General features: G+C 73.5%; 12 protein-coding genes. 6 read left to right on the forward strand and 6 right to left on the reverse strand.

All coding sequences use genetic code 11. The annotated features are described in order from the left end of the window. Positions 1-51 precede the first annotated feature (51 nt). Entirely contained in the window at positions 52-3,213 is a 3,162-nt protein-coding gene (locus tag OG966_RS18300) for a sacsin N-terminal ATP-binding-like domain-containing protein (protein ID WP_326650759.1), read from the reverse strand. Positions 3,214-3,387: 174 nt separating this feature from the next. After that, positions 3,388-4,332: a DUF3027 domain-containing protein gene (locus OG966_RS18305; protein WP_326650760.1), complete on the reverse strand. Its 945-nt coding sequence runs from the start codon at positions 4,330-4,332 to the stop codon at positions 3,388-3,390. A 302-nt stretch (positions 4,333-4,634) separates the two neighbouring features. Between OG966_RS18305 and OG966_RS18310 the strand changes: the two genes are divergently transcribed. The 4 genes from OG966_RS18310 to OG966_RS18325 all read left to right on the forward strand — a co-directional run bounded on the left by OG966_RS18310 (position 4,635) and on the right by OG966_RS18325 (position 8,202). Further along, the gene (locus OG966_RS18310) at positions 4,635-5,984 is read left to right on the forward strand and encodes an MFS transporter (RefSeq protein WP_326650761.1); all 1,350 of its coding nucleotides are present in this window, start codon (positions 4,635-4,637) and stop codon (positions 5,982-5,984) included. 202 nt (positions 5,985-6,186) lie between these two features. Then, on the forward strand, positions 6,187-6,666 hold the full coding sequence (locus OG966_RS18315; RefSeq protein WP_326650762.1) for a DUF2771 domain-containing protein: 480 nt from the start codon (positions 6,187-6,189) through the stop codon (positions 6,664-6,666). Between the two features lie 16 nt (positions 6,667-6,682). Next, positions 6,683-7,366 carry a futalosine hydrolase gene (locus OG966_RS18320; RefSeq protein ID WP_326650763.1) on the forward strand — a complete coding sequence of 228 codons (684 nt, stop codon included), beginning with the start codon at positions 6,683-6,685 and terminating at the stop codon, positions 7,364-7,366. Continuing rightward, a complete protein-coding gene (locus tag OG966_RS18325) occupies positions 7,363-8,202 on the forward strand; it encodes a 1,4-dihydroxy-6-naphthoate synthase (protein WP_326650765.1) in 840 nt (279 codons plus the stop codon). Before OG966_RS18320 ends, OG966_RS18325 begins: the two co-directional genes overlap by 4 nt. Before the next feature lie 16 nt (positions 8,203-8,218). Here OG966_RS18325 and OG966_RS18330 read toward each other — a convergent pair whose 3' ends face one another. Continuing rightward, positions 8,219-8,602, reverse strand: coding sequence for a cold-shock protein (locus OG966_RS18330; protein WP_326650766.1), 384 nt, complete (start codon positions 8,600-8,602; stop codon positions 8,219-8,221). Positions 8,603-8,783: 181 nt separating this feature from the next. Here OG966_RS18330 and OG966_RS18335 point away from each other — a divergent pair, with 181 nt between their 5' ends. Continuing rightward, positions 8,784-9,020 carry a hypothetical protein gene (locus OG966_RS18335; RefSeq protein WP_326650767.1) on the forward strand — a complete coding sequence of 79 codons (237 nt, stop codon included), beginning with the start codon at positions 8,784-8,786 and terminating at the stop codon, positions 9,018-9,020. Here the strand turns inward: OG966_RS18335 and OG966_RS18340 are convergent. Next, entirely contained in the window at positions 9,017-9,655 is a 639-nt protein-coding gene (locus tag OG966_RS18340) for an HAD family hydrolase (RefSeq protein ID WP_326650768.1), read from the reverse strand. The genes OG966_RS18335 and OG966_RS18340 overlap by 4 nt on opposite strands. A gap of 150 nt (positions 9,656-9,805) precedes the next feature. Next, positions 9,806-10,873 (reverse strand): hypothetical protein, encoded by a 1,068-nt coding sequence (locus OG966_RS18345; RefSeq protein WP_326650769.1) that lies wholly within the window; start codon positions 10,871-10,873, stop codon positions 9,806-9,808. A 93-nt stretch (positions 10,874-10,966) separates the two neighbouring features. Between OG966_RS18345 and OG966_RS18350 the strand changes: the two genes are divergently transcribed. Beyond that, positions 10,967-13,771: a helicase C-terminal domain-containing protein gene (locus OG966_RS18350; RefSeq protein ID WP_326650770.1), complete on the forward strand. Its 2,805-nt coding sequence runs from the start codon at positions 10,967-10,969 to the stop codon at positions 13,769-13,771. Here OG966_RS18350 and OG966_RS18355 read toward each other — a convergent pair. Further along, positions 13,734-14,348: a VanZ family protein gene (locus OG966_RS18355; protein WP_326655272.1), complete on the reverse strand. Its 615-nt coding sequence runs from the start codon at positions 14,346-14,348 to the stop codon at positions 13,734-13,736. The two genes, OG966_RS18350 and OG966_RS18355, sit on opposite strands and share 38 nt — an antisense overlap. Positions 14,349-14,574: the final 226 nt, after the last annotated feature.

Consider the following 14,574-nt stretch of genomic DNA (forward strand, 5'->3'; position numbering starts at 1 on the left):
GAAGGGGGCGCCGGCCGCGATGGCCGGCGCCCCCTTCCCGTGTCCTCGAGGTCAGTCGAACCAGCGGTCCCGCGCCAGTTCCTCCGTGCGGGACGGATCCTCCAGCAGCGCCGCCACCTCGAAGCGGCGTGGCCACTGGCCCGCCGCCCAGGCCAGGCCCGCCGCCACGCCCTCCAGGGTCGCGGCGTGGATCACGCCGTCCGGGGTGCGGCGCCAGTCGAGTTCGACGCCGCCCGCCACCAGCTCCTCGTGCTCGACGTACGTCGCGGGCGTGCCGGATCCGAGCAGGACGTGGACCGACTCCGGGACCTCGTGTTCCTCGCCCTTCGTGGTCACCTCCGCCGAGACCGCCTCGCCCAGGCGGCGGACCTGGAACAGCTCCCCCAGATCCGCCGCCCGCGACGGCGCCACCGGCAGCAGCGGCAGGCCCGCCGTCAGCGCGAGCAGGTCCGGCGCGTCCGCCACCACCGCGTCCGACGCGTCGACGACCCGTACTTCGCCGTCGACGACCGCCCGCAGTTCGTCCGGGAGCGTGACCTGGTCCGGGTCGAGGTCCGCCAACGCCGTGTACAGGGCGTGGAGTTGCGCACCGGACACCTCGCGGGAAGGATCGGCGAGCCGGCCGAGCAGCTCCGCCGCCCCGCCCGGCTCCTCCAGCAGCGCGGCCAGCGATGTGCGCACGCCCAGCGCCCGCAGCACCTGGACGTCCTCGAAGCCCGAGGCGTCCACCGTGTCGTACAGACCGGCCAGCAGCGGATCGCCGCCCGCGGACCGCAGACCGGCCGGGCGGCGCCCGTCCAGCACCGGATGGTCCCGCAGCCACCACGCCGTGTACGGGCGCACCGTCTCGGTCGTCCCGTCCGGGAGCAGGATCCGTACGGACTGGGTCAGGGCGTCCCGCAGCGGCGGCTGCGCCAGCAGCGCGAGGGCGCGGGGCCAGCAGTCGTCGTCCACCAGGTCCAGATCCCGTACCGCGACGATCTCCGTGGCGACCGGCGGCACCGGTGTCTCCGGCAGCCGGTCGAGCACGTCCTCGCACCACACGTCGACCGCGTCCAGCAGACCCGCGTCGTCGGGCTCGGCGTAATCCCCGTCGCGGGGCTCCAGTTCATCAGGGTCGAGAACCACATCCGTGGCCCGTACGAGAGAGAAGTTCGCCAGCACACCGCACGCGGCCAGCGGCTGCTCGCCCCACCGTCCGGCCAGCTCGCCGTCGCAGAGCGCCAGCTCGTCCTCGCGCATCACCGAGGCGAACGGGCTGCCCGGCAGCACCAGTTCGCCCGCCGGCGCGAGCTCGCCCTCATCGTCCGGCAGCGCCAGCGCGCCCAGCCACGGCTCGTCCCCGGGCTCGATGCCCGCATCCCGTACCAGCGCCAGCACCGTCTCGGCGAGTTCGTCCGCGTCCAGCGCGGCACCGTCCCCGACGCCGTCGTACCAAACCTCACCGGTGTCCAGCGAACCGGCCACCGCCGCCCGCACCTGCGGCGTCGTCAGCACGGCGCGCGGCGTCGCCGGCAGCGCGCCCAGCTTCTCCAGCAGCGGGTGCGCGGCCTCCGGATGGACCACCTTCAGCCCGAGCCGCGCCAGGTGCGGCGGCGTCTCGGCCAGCGGCAGCAGCGTCTGCCGGGGCCCGATCGTCGTACGCCCGTCGGCGAGCGGCACCGGAAGCCCGGTCAGCCGGTCCGGGTCGACCCCGGCGAGGCTGTCGTACAGCCGCTGCCACCAGGCGGGCTCACGCTCAAGACCCGCGAGCCGGTCGATCGCCTCGGTCAGCGGCACCCGCGCCACGCCGAGCGTGCGCAGCTCCACGCGGCGCTCGAGACCCGCGGGCAGCAGGCTCGGCAGCACCTCGGCCAGCACGCGGACGGTCTCCACGCCCGCACCCTCCAGGACCTCCGCCTCGATCGGCCGCAGCCCGGCGGAGACATTCTCACGGTCCGGCAGCCCGGTGTCCCCGGACCACTCGCCGGACACATCGCGCGGCGCCGCCGCCTCAAGGAACGCCGTACGCGGCAGCAGCTGAAGGATCGCCGCCCGCAGCGCGCCGTCCAGCTCGCCCTTGCCCAGCGCCCCGGGCACCAGGTCGATGGTGCCGACGGTCACCGGCCGCCAGCTGCCCAGGAGTTCGGCGTACGCCTGCGCCGCCTTGCGCACCAGGAAGTCGGTGAGCGGCCCGGGCGCCGGGTGGCGGCGGGTGGTGTCCAGGGGCAGCGAGGCGATCAGCAGCGCGGGCACACCGAGAGGTTCGTCGGTGGGCGTGGGCGCGTGCACCACAGGGGCGGTACGCGGCCGGGCCGGCGCGCCCTCCTCGTCGACGGGCACGGCCCAGGTGACGGTCCAGTACGGCCGCAGCCGCTCCTCGACGGGCCGGTCCGCGAGCAGCGCGGGTTCGACGGCGCCGCCGTGGCTCACCACCCGCCAGCGCCGGTCGCCCTGCTCGCTGTCCTCGATATGGACATACGCCCCGTGCACTGAGCGCCTCAACACCCTTACGCCGCCCGGGGTTTCGACGACGATTTCGGTCAGGCCGGTCAGCGTGAGCAGGAGCGCGTCGTCGATCCCGGCGAGCAGCCGCTCCACCAGATCGACCGCGGCCCCGTCCCGCAGCGGCAGCACGACCACCGTGTCGTACCCCTCGGGAGCCGTGCCCTCGGCGGGCAGCGGCAGCCGCAGCAGCGGTACGTGCCCGTCGCGGCGGCGCAGCTCGTCGCCGAGCCCGGGGCTCCCCTGGGCCGCCTGCCGGGCCAGTCCCCCGGCCTCGGCCAGGGACCAGCGCACGCCTCCGTGCCTGCCGATGACGGCGGGCTCGTCGCTCACCGCGAGGACGGCCGCGAAGCCGACACCGAAGCGGCCGACGGCGGTCTCGTGGCCCTCGCGCTTGGCCGATGCCCGCAGCGTGCTCAGCGATTCGACACCGGTCGCGTCGAGCGGCGCGCCGGTGTTCGCGGCGGCGAGGACGGCGGGCTCGTCACCGGTGCCGGGCCGCAGGGTCAGCCGGAGGCGGCCCGGCACGCCGGCGCGGGCCGCGGCGTCCGCGGCGTTCTGCGCGAGTTCGACGACGAGGCGGTCGCGGTAGCCGCCGAGGGCCAGATCCTCCTCGGCGTTGGCGTCCTCACGGAAGCGGGCGGGACTGGCCCCCCACGCGTCGAGCACCCCGCGCCGCAGCCGCGCCGTCCCGAACGGGTCGGCCCACTCGGTCGTCCTGACGCTCACGCTGTGACTCCGCTCTCTCCGGTCGGCCCGCAGTCTGCGTGCGGACCGTGGGCCACCGTCCGCGACCCACGTACCGCCTGCCCACTGTCGACCCATCCACTGCTTATGCGGCCGAAGGTACCGCGAACGGCGGGCTCAGCACCGCGCGGGAACACGAGAGCCGTCGGGAGCGGACTACGAGTGGCCGAGATCCTCCGACTCGCCCTCCGGCTCCGAGGAAACCGAACCGCTGTCACGGGCCGGACGCAGCGGGAACTCGTCCGTGCCCATCGAGTCGAAGACATGCGGCGCCGGCTTCGGCGGCTTCGGCATCACAGCCGCCTCGGAGTGCGCGCCGCAGCCGTACGACAAGGACACGACACGCCCGTCCGCCGGGGAGAACTCGTTCGCGCAGATACCGAAGGCCTGCCGCAGGGAGCCCGCCAGCGGAACGAGGAAACCGCAGCTCGCACAGGTCGCGGGGGCCGCCTGCGCCATGGGGGTCTTCGCGCCGAAGGACTCGTCCCAGCGGTCCGCCGCGACGTGCAGCCCGTACCGGGACAGCACGCGGGCCCGGCGCATGCCGAGTTCCTCCGCGACCGACGCGATCGCACCGCGGCCGTTGGCGATGCTCGCGTCGATGGGCCTGCGCTCGGTGAGTTCCGCGTCCTCCGCCTCGACGCGCTCGGCCAGGTCGTGGGACGGCGGCACGGTCTCGGCGATCACGGAATTCGGCGGGGGCACGTCCTCGCCCGTGAAGCCGGGCTCCAGCCGCAGATCCTCCGCCTCGGTGGGCAGCAGATCTCCGGGGCCCAGGTCGCCCGGCCGCAGCCGCTCGCTCCACGGCACCCACTCGGGCGCGAGCAGCGAATCGGGGCCCGGTAGCAGGACGGTCTCGTCCAGCGTGACGATCTTGGCGCGGGAGGCCCGCGTGACGGTCACCGCCCAGCGCCAGCCTCGGTATCCAGGTTCCTTGGCCTCGAAGAAGTGTGTGACGACGCGGTCACCCTCCGAGACAACGGATACATGCTCGCCGACCACCCCAGGGGCCGCGGCCTCCTCGGCCGCCGAACGGGCGAGATCCACCGCCTCGGCGCACAGGCGGTCGGGGGTTCGGCTTCGCGTCGTCACTGCACTCACAGGTCTCGCTTCTCTCCTACGCCGTCTCACGGGTGCGCCGGCCGATTCGCGAGGTACGGGCCGCAGGCGGAGCGGACCAGGGGGCCGCATCGACGTCCGCGCCCAGACCAACCTGTCTCGGGCACACCTAACGTCATCCATTCTGCGGGATGCCGAAGAGGCGCGCGGCCGAGAGCTACCGCCGGTGGCGCGCTACGCACGCTACCCCCTCCGCCGCTCAACGCCCACCTGCCCGCCCCAACAAGGGGCGAACAACGGCGCATCGCGGTTCGCCCCGGCAGGGCTTGGGGCACTATGACGGGGTGGCAGCCGTCAGGTCGTCCGAAGGAGTCGGTGCGCTCAGAAGAGCAGGCCGGGCGGTCGGCCGTGCCCTGCATCTGCCCTTCACCGGAACGGCGCGCGGTATCCGAAAAGCGACCCATGCGCATGGCGCGGGCGAGTCGGGGCTCGGCAAGCTGATCGAGCTGCATGCCGTGAACGGCGCCGGCGACGTCATGATCACCGTCGCGCTGGCGTCCACGGTCTTCTTCTCCGTACCGACGGACGAGGCGCGCGGCCGTGTCGCGCTCTACCTCGCCATCACGATGGCGCCCTTCATCCTGCTGGCCCCCGTCATCGGACCGCTTCTGGACCGCATCCCGCACGGCCGCCGCGCGGCGATGGCGGGCGCGATGCTCACGCGTGCGGTGCTGGCGGTGACCATGTCGAGCGCGGTGGCGACGGGCGGCCTTGAGCTGTACCCGGCGGCGCTGGGGGTGCTCGTCGCGTCGAAGGCGTACGGCGTGGTGCGCAGCGCGGTCGTGCCGCGGCTGCTGCCGCCGAAGTTCTCCCTGGTGAAAGCGAACTCCCGGGTGACGCTGGCGGGGCTGCTGGCGACGGGCATCGCGGCACCGATCGGGGTGGGGCTGCAGAAGGCCGGCCCGCAGTGGCCGCTGTACGGGGCGTGCGCGCTGTTCCTGCTCGGCGGGTACTGGGCGTTCACGATGCCGCCCAAGGTCGATTCGGCGAAGGGCGAGGGCAAGGCTCACATGCTGACGCATGGCGAGAAGAAGCCCAGCCTGCGTACGGTCGGGCCCTCCGTGCTGCACGGGCTGCAGGCGAACGCCGCCTTCCGCGCGCTCTCCGGCTTCCTGATCTTCTTCCTGGCGTTCCTGCTGCGCGAGCATCCGCTGCCCGGGCAGAGCGCGGCCGTGTCGCTCGGGATAGTGGGTGTGGCGGCCGGCGTCGGCAACGCGCTCGGCACGACGGTCGGAGCCTGGCTGAAGGCCCGTGGCCCGGAGATGATCATCGCCACCGTGCAGGCGGTGGTACTGGCGGCGGCGATCGCCGCGGCGGCGTTCTTCGGCGCGGGCATGGTGGCGGTACTGGGCGCGACCGCGGGTCTGTGCCAGGCGCTGGCGAAGCTGTCCCTGGACGCGCTGATCCAGCGGGACGTACCGGAACAGGTGCGCACGTCCGCGTTCGCCCGTTCCGAGACGCTGCTCCAGATGGCCTGGGTGGCGGGCGGCGCGATCGGCATCTCGCTGCCGCTGAACGGAACGCTGGGTATGTCGGTCGCGGCGGGAATCGTCACGCTCGGCGCGCTGACATCGGTGAGGGGCCTCCTGACCGCGGCCCGCCACGGCAGCAGGCCCCGTGCCCGGGTGGCGTGAGCATTACGCCGGGGCGACGCGCCGGTGCCGCGGCCGTACGCCTCTGCCGTTCGCGCGCTCCTCGGCCCGCCTCCCTCGGTCAGGGGCCGAATCCGGGGCCCGTCCTCAGTCAGGGGCTGAATCCGGGACCCGTCCGGCGATCCCTCGCGGCACGCCGCACCCGGGCGTCGCGGGGCGCGAGGGGCCCGATAGCCTTCGGACCATGACCGTTGCGTTCTTCTCGGGCAAGCGCCGCCGGGCCGCTGCCGCTCTCGGTGCCGTCTCCGCCGGGCTCCTCGTACTCTCCGCCTGCGACAAGCCGACACCGCTCGCGACCGTGACGGTCGGGACGGACTCGGTGCACACCGAGGCGACCTGCTACAACGACGGCAAGGCCATCAAGGAGTCCTTGATCCAGGCCTGCCTGAACAAGAAGGCCGACAAGGTCGTCAAGGTCTCGATGGACGACAAGGTCCGCTTCGGCGTCGACCCGGAGATCGCGGACCACGGCTGGACGCTGTTCATCGGCGGCCAGCAGGCCGAGCAGGAGCCGTACAAGAAGTCGTACCGGACCATCCCCGGCAACGCCTTCTTCTCCTCGCAGACCGGTGAGACCACGAACAAGGCGCAGGTCAGCATTGTCGGGACCAAGGGCAAGAAGCTCGTTGGCATCTGGCACTTCCAGCTCGAAAAGGACTCCTGACCCAAAGGACCGTGCCGTGCGCGTACTGGTGGTGACCGCGGTGGCGGCGGAGGCGGACTCCGTCGCCGCGGGGCTCACCGCTCCCGTACTCGGCACGCGTCGGCTACCCGGCGGGTACGCGCTGTCCCGATACGGCACCGTGGACGTGCTCGCCGCCGGTGTCGGACCCGCCGCCGCCGCGGCCGGCACCGCCACCGCGCTCGCCCTGGGCACCTACGACCTGGTCGTCTCCGCCGGAATCGGCGGCGGCTTCCAGCCTCACGCCCCCATCGGCGCGCTCGTCGTCGCCGACGCGATCGTCGCCGCCGATCTCGGTGCCGAGACCCCCGACGGCTATCTGCCCGTGGACGAACTCGGCTTCGGCCGCAGCATTCACCGTCCGCCGGCCGCGCTGTCCAAGCGGATGGCTCGGACGCTCGACGCCGTGTACGCGCCCGTCCTCACCGTCTCCACCGTGACCGGAACCGCCGCCCGCGCCGCCGAGCTGAGGAATCGTCACCCGCACGCCGCCGCCGAGGCGATGGAGGGCTTCGGCGTCGCGGAGGCCGCCGCCGCCCACGTTGTACCGGTCCTCGAAATCCGCGCGGTCTCCAACGCCGTCGGCCCCCGCGACCGCGCCGGCTGGCGCATCGGCCAGGCACTGGACTCGCTGGGGTACGCCTTCCAGCTGCTCAACCCACTCCTCGAGGAGTCGCCGTGACCCTGCAGATCGCGTACTCGCCCTGCCCGAACGACACCTTCGTCTTCGACGCCCTGGCGCATGGCCGGGTACCCGGCGCGCCCGCCCTCGACGTGACCTTCGCGGACATCGACATCACCAACAGCATGGCGGAGCGCGGTGAGTTGGACGTGCTGAAGGTCTCGTACGCCGTACTGCCGTGGGTCCTCGACGAGTACACGCTGCTGCCCTGCGGCGGCGCGCTCGGCCGCGGCTGCGGTCCGCTGGTGCTCACGAAGCAGCCCGGCACCGATCTCACCGGGAAGACGGTCGCCGTGCCGAGCGAGCGCTCGACCGCGTTTCTACTGTTCCGGCTGTGGGCCGCGGACGTCGTCCCCGGCGGCGTCGGCGAGGTCGTCGTGATGCCGTTCCACGAGATCATGCCGGCCGTGCGCGACGGCAAGGTGGACGCCGGACTCGTCATCCACGAGGCGCGGTTCACCTACCAGAACTACGGACTGCACTGCCTCGCCGACATGGGCGGGCACTGGGAGTCGACGACCGGCCTGCCCATCCCGCTGGGCGCGATCATCGCCAAGCGGTCGCTGGGCACCGAGACCCTGAAGCGGCTGGCCGATTCCATCCGCGCCTCGGTGCGGATGGCGTGGGACGACCCGGAGGCCTCGCGGCCGTACGTACTCGAGCACGCCCAGGAGATGGACCCGGCCGTGGCCGACCAGCACATCGGGCTCTACGTCAATGAGTTCACCGCAGACCTCGGCGCCGACGGGCACGCGGCGGTACGCGGACTGCTCACGCGCGCCGCGGCCGAGGGACTCGTACCGCCCCTCGGCCGCGATGCGCTCAGCTTCGTATAGCCACTCCGGTGGCCGTCTAGACGTCCAGCTGGTCCGCCACCGCCCGCAGCAGGCCCGCGATCTTCTTGCCGTGCACCTTGTCGGGGTACCGGCCGCGCTCCAGCATCGGCGTGATGTTCTCCAGCAGGGTCGTCAGGTCCTGCACGATGGACGCCAGCTCGTCGGGCTTGCGACGCTGAGCCGCTGCCACGGACGGGGTCGGGTCGAGAACCGTCACGGAAAGCGCCTGGTCACCACGTTGTCCTGCCACGACGCCGAACTCGACGCGCTGGCCGGGCTTGAGCGCGTCGACCCCCGTGGGGAGCACCGACGAGTGAACGAAGACGTCGCCGCCGTCGTCGCGGGAGAGAAAGCCGAAGCCCTTCTCGCTGTTGAACCACTTGACCTTGCCGGTAGGCACGTCTGTCCTCGTCCTCGTACTCGTTGGGGCGCTGGCGGCACCTGAACCCGGGTGCCGAAAAACGGCTCTGGATAGCACTACAGCGGGTCGTCTGACCCGCCACCCCCAAGGCTAATGGTCCAGGGGCTGGTGACAAGACGTCGCCGGACGGTTCCTCCGCGCAAGGAACTACCCTGGCCGGATGACTGCTACTCCTCCCGCACCCGGTGACGGGCTGGTGCGCGTCGGCGCGATCGTTTTCATCGTCGGCGCTGTGGCCACTCTGGTCACCGTGGCCCCGCTGTTCCTGGGCACCGAGCCCTTTCCCCCGATCGCGTACGCGGTCTGCATGCTGATGGGTGTGGGGTTCCTGATCGCCGCGGCGGGTGTGCTGCGCTCGATCGCCGCGCAGCGCCGGCAGGCCGGATCCGCGCTCTAGAACACGCCCTGGTCCCGGCTGTAGCCGCGCAGCCAGTCCGGGAACTCCGTCAGGTCGTCCAGGATCACGTCCGCGCCGGCTTCGCGCAGTTCCGCCGCGTCGCACGGGCCGGTCGGCACGGCGACCGAGAGCGCCTCGGCCGAGTGCGCGCCGCGTACGTCTCCGGTGTGGTCGCCGACGTACACGGTGGCGCCGTGCTCACGCAGCGCCTCCGCCTTGGCCTCAGCCCACAGCCAGCCGATGGCCTCGTCCGGGTCGATGCCCAGGTGGGCCAGGTGGAGTCTGGCGTTCGGCTCGTGCTTGGCGGTGACGACTATGGCGCGGCCGCCGAGCTCCTGGACGGCGGCGACGGCCTCGCGGGCGCCGGGCAGGGCGAGCGTCGGCTCGATCGCGTAGGTGGGATAGATCTCGCGATAGCGGTCGCCCATCTCCTGGATCCGCGCCTGTGGGTACCAGTGGGCCAGCTCCAGTTCGAGGGGCGGCCCGAGCCGGGTGACGGCCAGGTCGGCGTCGATCCACACCCCGGTCTCGGCCGAGAGCGCGCGGTAGGCGGCATGGATACCGGGCCGGGAGTCGATCAGCGTCATGTCGAGGTCGAAGCCGACCGTCAGCGGATGCGTAGCCATAGGGGCCATTGTGCCCATCCGGCCGAGCAGGTCCGATGCCTGGACCCGGCGGCCTCACCAACCCCGGGACCGGCTCGTCCTGGAGCGGAACGCACACGGTGAAGAGGGCATGGCCCCGTCCAGGGGCCCCGACGCGCCCAAGCGCTTCGTCGTTCTGAGTTACCTCCTGCGCGCCCGCCACACCAGGTAGAGGGCGGAGGCGACGGCCGCCCCCTTCACCACCCACGGCCAGGTCCCGGTGAGCGCGTCGCGCATCCCGTCCTTCGGGATCGGTTCGCCCCAGCGGCCGTTCACCCGGCCCCACAGCCAGACCAGCCCGCCCACCGCGACCGCTCCCGGCAGGCCGGCCACCGCCCATTTCGCCTCGGCGCGGGACAGCCTGCGCGAGGCGTACGCGAGGAGCCAGCCGCCGCCGAGCGCGAGCCAGGAACCGAGGACGGCGCCGGCGACGAGGAGCGCGGCGGCGAGCAGCAGGAAGGGGTTGGCGAGGCCCGTCCGTACGGACCGCGGACCGGCATCCGCGGTACGGCGGCCGAGGCGCCGGAGCCACCGGCGCGGTTCGGCCACCGCCTCCACCGCGCCGTCGTCCTCGTACTCCTCCTCGTACCTGTCCTCCCCGGCCTCCCCGACCTCCCTGGCCCCGGCCTCGGGTTCCTCCGCGCGACGCGCCAACTCCTCCTTGGACGGCGGGGGTTTGAGTATTTCGGGAATTTCCACACCGCCGACGAACCCGGCGACGCTCTCCCCCGCGCCGAACGGCCCCGGCTCGATCCGCCACCAGTCGGGCTCGCTGCCGGACGGGCCGAGCTCGTCCATCCCTGCGAGATGGGGCGGCGAAGCGCCGGGCGTCATCCGCGGGGCGTCCACAGCCCCGGGTCCCGGTGCCGGTCCCGGTGCCGGCGGCGACTTGCGCGGTCTCGGGATCTTGCGGCGTACGCGCTGCTCCGGTACGGCGGCCTGCGGCACGGCCGGCTGCGGCTTCGGCACCGAACCGCCGCCGTCCTCCGACGCGGCCGCGACCACCTCGTCCGGCGAACCGAGCCGGCCGAGGATACGGCGTACGGCAGCCGGGCTGTCGCTGCCGAACCCGGCCCGCTGCCGGTCGATCTCGCTGCGCAGCGTGGACACCAGCCGCATCCGGGTGCCGGACGGCAGCTGGTACCGCTGCGCCAGGTCGCCGACCCGGCTCAGATAGTCGTAGACGAGCTGGTCGCTCTCGATCCCCACCGGCGTTCCCCTGACGTTCCCTGCCGGGCCGCCCTGTCTTCCCGGGCCCGCCCCGTCCCCGACGGTAGCGCTCCAGGCACTACCGTGGGGCGGATGGGGACCATGCCCGAAGGAAGCAGTCCGAGCAGTCCGCGCACGCTCGCCGAAGCCCTGCGCAGCCGCGGCGACGAGGAGCTCGCCGCACTGCTGCGCGCCCGCCCCGATCTGCTGAACCCCGTGCCGAACGACCTGGGGCAGCTCGCCACCCGGGCCGGCACCCGCGCCTCCGTCGTACGCGCCCTGGAACGTCTCGACCGGTTCACGCTGCAGACCGCCGAGGCGCTGGCCGTGGCCCCCGACCCCGCGCCGTACGACACCCTGCGCGCGCTGCTGACCGGCTACGAGGGCGACGCGGCGATCGAGGCGGCTCTGCCGCACGCGGTCGCCGTGCTGCGCACGCAGGCGCTGATCTGGGGCGGCGACGACCGGCTGCGGCTGGTGCGCACCGCGCGCGAGCTCCTCACGCCGTCTCCCACCCGTCCCTCGCCGACCGGCCTGGGGCCGACCGTCGCCGAGGCCACCGCCGGGATGTCGCCGACCCGGCTGCAGGAGATCCTGGCGGCCGCCGGGCTGCCGTCGTCGCACGACCCGGTCTCCGCGGTCGCCGCGCTGACCTCGCTGTTCACGGACCGAACGCGGATGGAGGCGCTGCTGGACACCGCACCGCCCGATGCGCTGACCGTCCTCGACCGGCTGGTCTGGGGCCCTCCGTACGGAGAGGTGACGGCCAACCCCACTCCGCCGGTGCGGTGGCTGCGCGACCGTGGGCTGCTGCTGCCCGCGTCCCCGCGCACGGTCGTGCTGCCGCGCGAGGCCGCTCTGCATCTGCGGGCCGGCCGCGCGCATCGCTCTCCGGAGCCGGTGCCGCCGCCGGTCGCGCCGGCCGCGACCGCGTCGATCACCGCGGGCCGTCCACAGGTTGTGGACAGTGCGGCGGCGGGCCAGGCGTACACCGCGCTCTCGACGGTCGAGGACCTGCTGAAGGACTGGCACGAGGGCGGTCCTGCGGTGCTCAGGTCCGGCGGTCTGTCGGTACGTGACCTCAAGCGCACGGCCACCGCGCTGGACACCACCGAGCAGATGGCCGCGTTCTGGCTCGAACTCTCATACGCGGCAGGGCTGTTGGCGTCCGACGGCGAGGCGGACGAGCGGTACGCGCCGACGCCCGCGTACGACGAGTGGCTGACCCTCCCGTCGGCGGAACGGTGGTCGCTCCTCGCCACGGCCTGGCTCACCGCGACCCGCACACCGGGCCTGGTCGGCGGCCAGGACGCCAAGGGCCGTACGCTCTCCGCCCTCGGCCCGGATCTGGACCGCTCGGCGGCACTGGAGGTCCGCCGCCGGGTCCTCGATCTCCTGGCCGCACTCCCGGAGGGCACGGCACCCGACCCGGAGACGCTGCTGGCCCGGCTGCGCTGGGAACGCCCGCTGCGGGGCGGCGGCGCGGCGGGCCAGGATGCGAACGCGGCCCGGAACGCGGTGAGCGGCGGCCCGACCGACCTGCGCTCGCGGATCGCGGCGTGGACGCTGATGGAGGCCGAGGTGCTGGGCGTCACGGGACGCGGGGCGCTGTCGACGCACGGCCGGGTCCTGCTGGGCGGCACGGGCCCGGCGGGGTCGGGTGCCGGCGCCCGGGCACCGGCCGGAGCCGAGGCGGAGACCGGCGCCGGGCAGACCGGGGCCTCGCCGCCCGCGGGAACGGCCGCGGCGGGCGTCGGACCCAGCGCTGAGGCGGATACGGGGACAGGCGGCACGTCAGGCGCCGGGTCCGTCCGCCAAGCCCCCTACAACGCCCCGTACGACGTCGTGTCGCCCGCGTCGCCGGCCTCGCCCGCCTGGCCCGCCTCCCCGGCCGAAAGCGCGTCCGGCGGAGCCGGCGCTCACGGCACGGCCACACCCGGCTTCACCGGCGAGCCCGACGTGCACGCCGCCGCCCGCGCCCTCGCGCCGCTCCTCCCCGCACCGCTCGATCACGTCCTCCTGCAGGCCGACCTCACGGCCGTCGCCCCCGGGCCCCTCGACCGGCCGCTCGCCGAGACCCTCTCCGTGCTCGCCGACATCGAGTCCAAGGGCGGCGCGACGGTCTACCGCTTCACGCCCGGCTCCGTACGCCGCGCACTCGACGCCGGACGGTCCGCCTCCGATCTGCACACCTTCCTCGCCACCCACTCCCGCACCCCGGTGCCGCAGCCGCTCAGCTACCTCATCGACGATGTCGCCCGCCGGCACGGCCATCTGCGGGTCGGCTCCGCCTCCGCCTACGTACGCTGCGACGACGACGCGCTGCTCGGCGAGATCCTCGCCGACAAGCGGTCCCAGGGCCTGCGGCTGCGCCGGCTCGCTCCCACCGTGCTGGCGGCGCAGGCCGATCCCGCGACACTCCTCGACGGGCTGCGCGCCATGGGCTACGCGCCGGCCGCCGAGTCCGCGGAGGGCGATGTGCTGATCACCCGCGCCCATGCCCGCCGCACCCCGCCCCGTACCCCGCCCGTCCCGGTCCCGGACGGACCGCCCCTGCCCCACGGCACTCTGCTCGGCACCGCGGTGAAGGCGATCAGGGCGGGCGACCTCGCGGCCACCGTCGTACGCAAGCCCGTCCCGGAACCGGCCAGGAACGGCGAGCTCCCCCGTACGACCTCCGCCGAGACGCTCGCCACCGTGCAGGCCGCGGCGATGACCGGCTCCGCCCTGTGGATCGGTTACGTCAACGCGGACGGCGCGGCCAGCCAGCGCGTCATCGCGCCGGTGCGCGTCGAGGGCGGCTTTGTGACGGCGTACGACCACACCGCGGACGAGGTCCGTACGTACCCGCTGCACCGCATCACCGGCGTCGCGGAACTCGCGGACGACCCCGCCTGAACCGGTCCGCGAGCTTCGTCCGCGATGCCGTCCATCTCGCCCATGGGCGCGTACCGCCCCGCGCCCGGCGTGCCTTGCGCTCGCGCCTGCGCTTCTCCCGCTCCCGCTCCTCCCGCTCCAGCTCCGCGCGCTCCCGCCGCTCCAGCGTCCGGCGGCCCGGCTCGGCAAGGGTGTGGAAGCGATGTCCGATCCTTCGCCCCAGCAGGACATACGCGATCAGCGCGCCACTGGTGTTCAGGATGACGTCGTCCACGTCGAAGGCGCGTCCCTCGACGATCGCCCCCTGCGCCATCTCCACGAGGATCATCACCAGAGCGGCCAGCACGACGACCCGGATCATCCGGAGTCTGCGCGGCACGAGCACCGGCAGGATCAGCCCGAACGGCGCTCCGAGCACCAGATTGCCGCCGACCTGCTTGCACGCGGCGAGAAAGGTGTAGTCCTCGGCGTACTGCCGGAGCGAGTGCCCCGGCCGGAGGTTGGAGCCCGCCACATCCGCCGACGCCGGCGAGGGCGTGAGGGTCAGTTTGGCCAGGACGGCGGAGAAGGCGACGAGCGCGACGAACCCCACCACCATGATCAGCACACGTAGGACGGTTCTGCCCCATGAGGCACGTGCCAGGGCTGTGCCGCCCACCGCGTCTTCCGTTTCTGCAGTCATGTCTCCCCGGATGCCCCCGGACACCGCGGTCACGCAGCAGTGCTACGACGACACATGGCCCATCTGCAGGGCCACCGCGTGCCATCGCCCAACCGCTCCGCAGAGCTCCACCGGCACATGCGCGCACTCATCCCCTCCGGTC

This window comes from Streptomyces sp. NBC_01750 (assembly GCF_035918095.1).
Classification (GTDB): domain Bacteria; phylum Actinomycetota; class Actinomycetes; order Streptomycetales; family Streptomycetaceae; genus Streptomyces.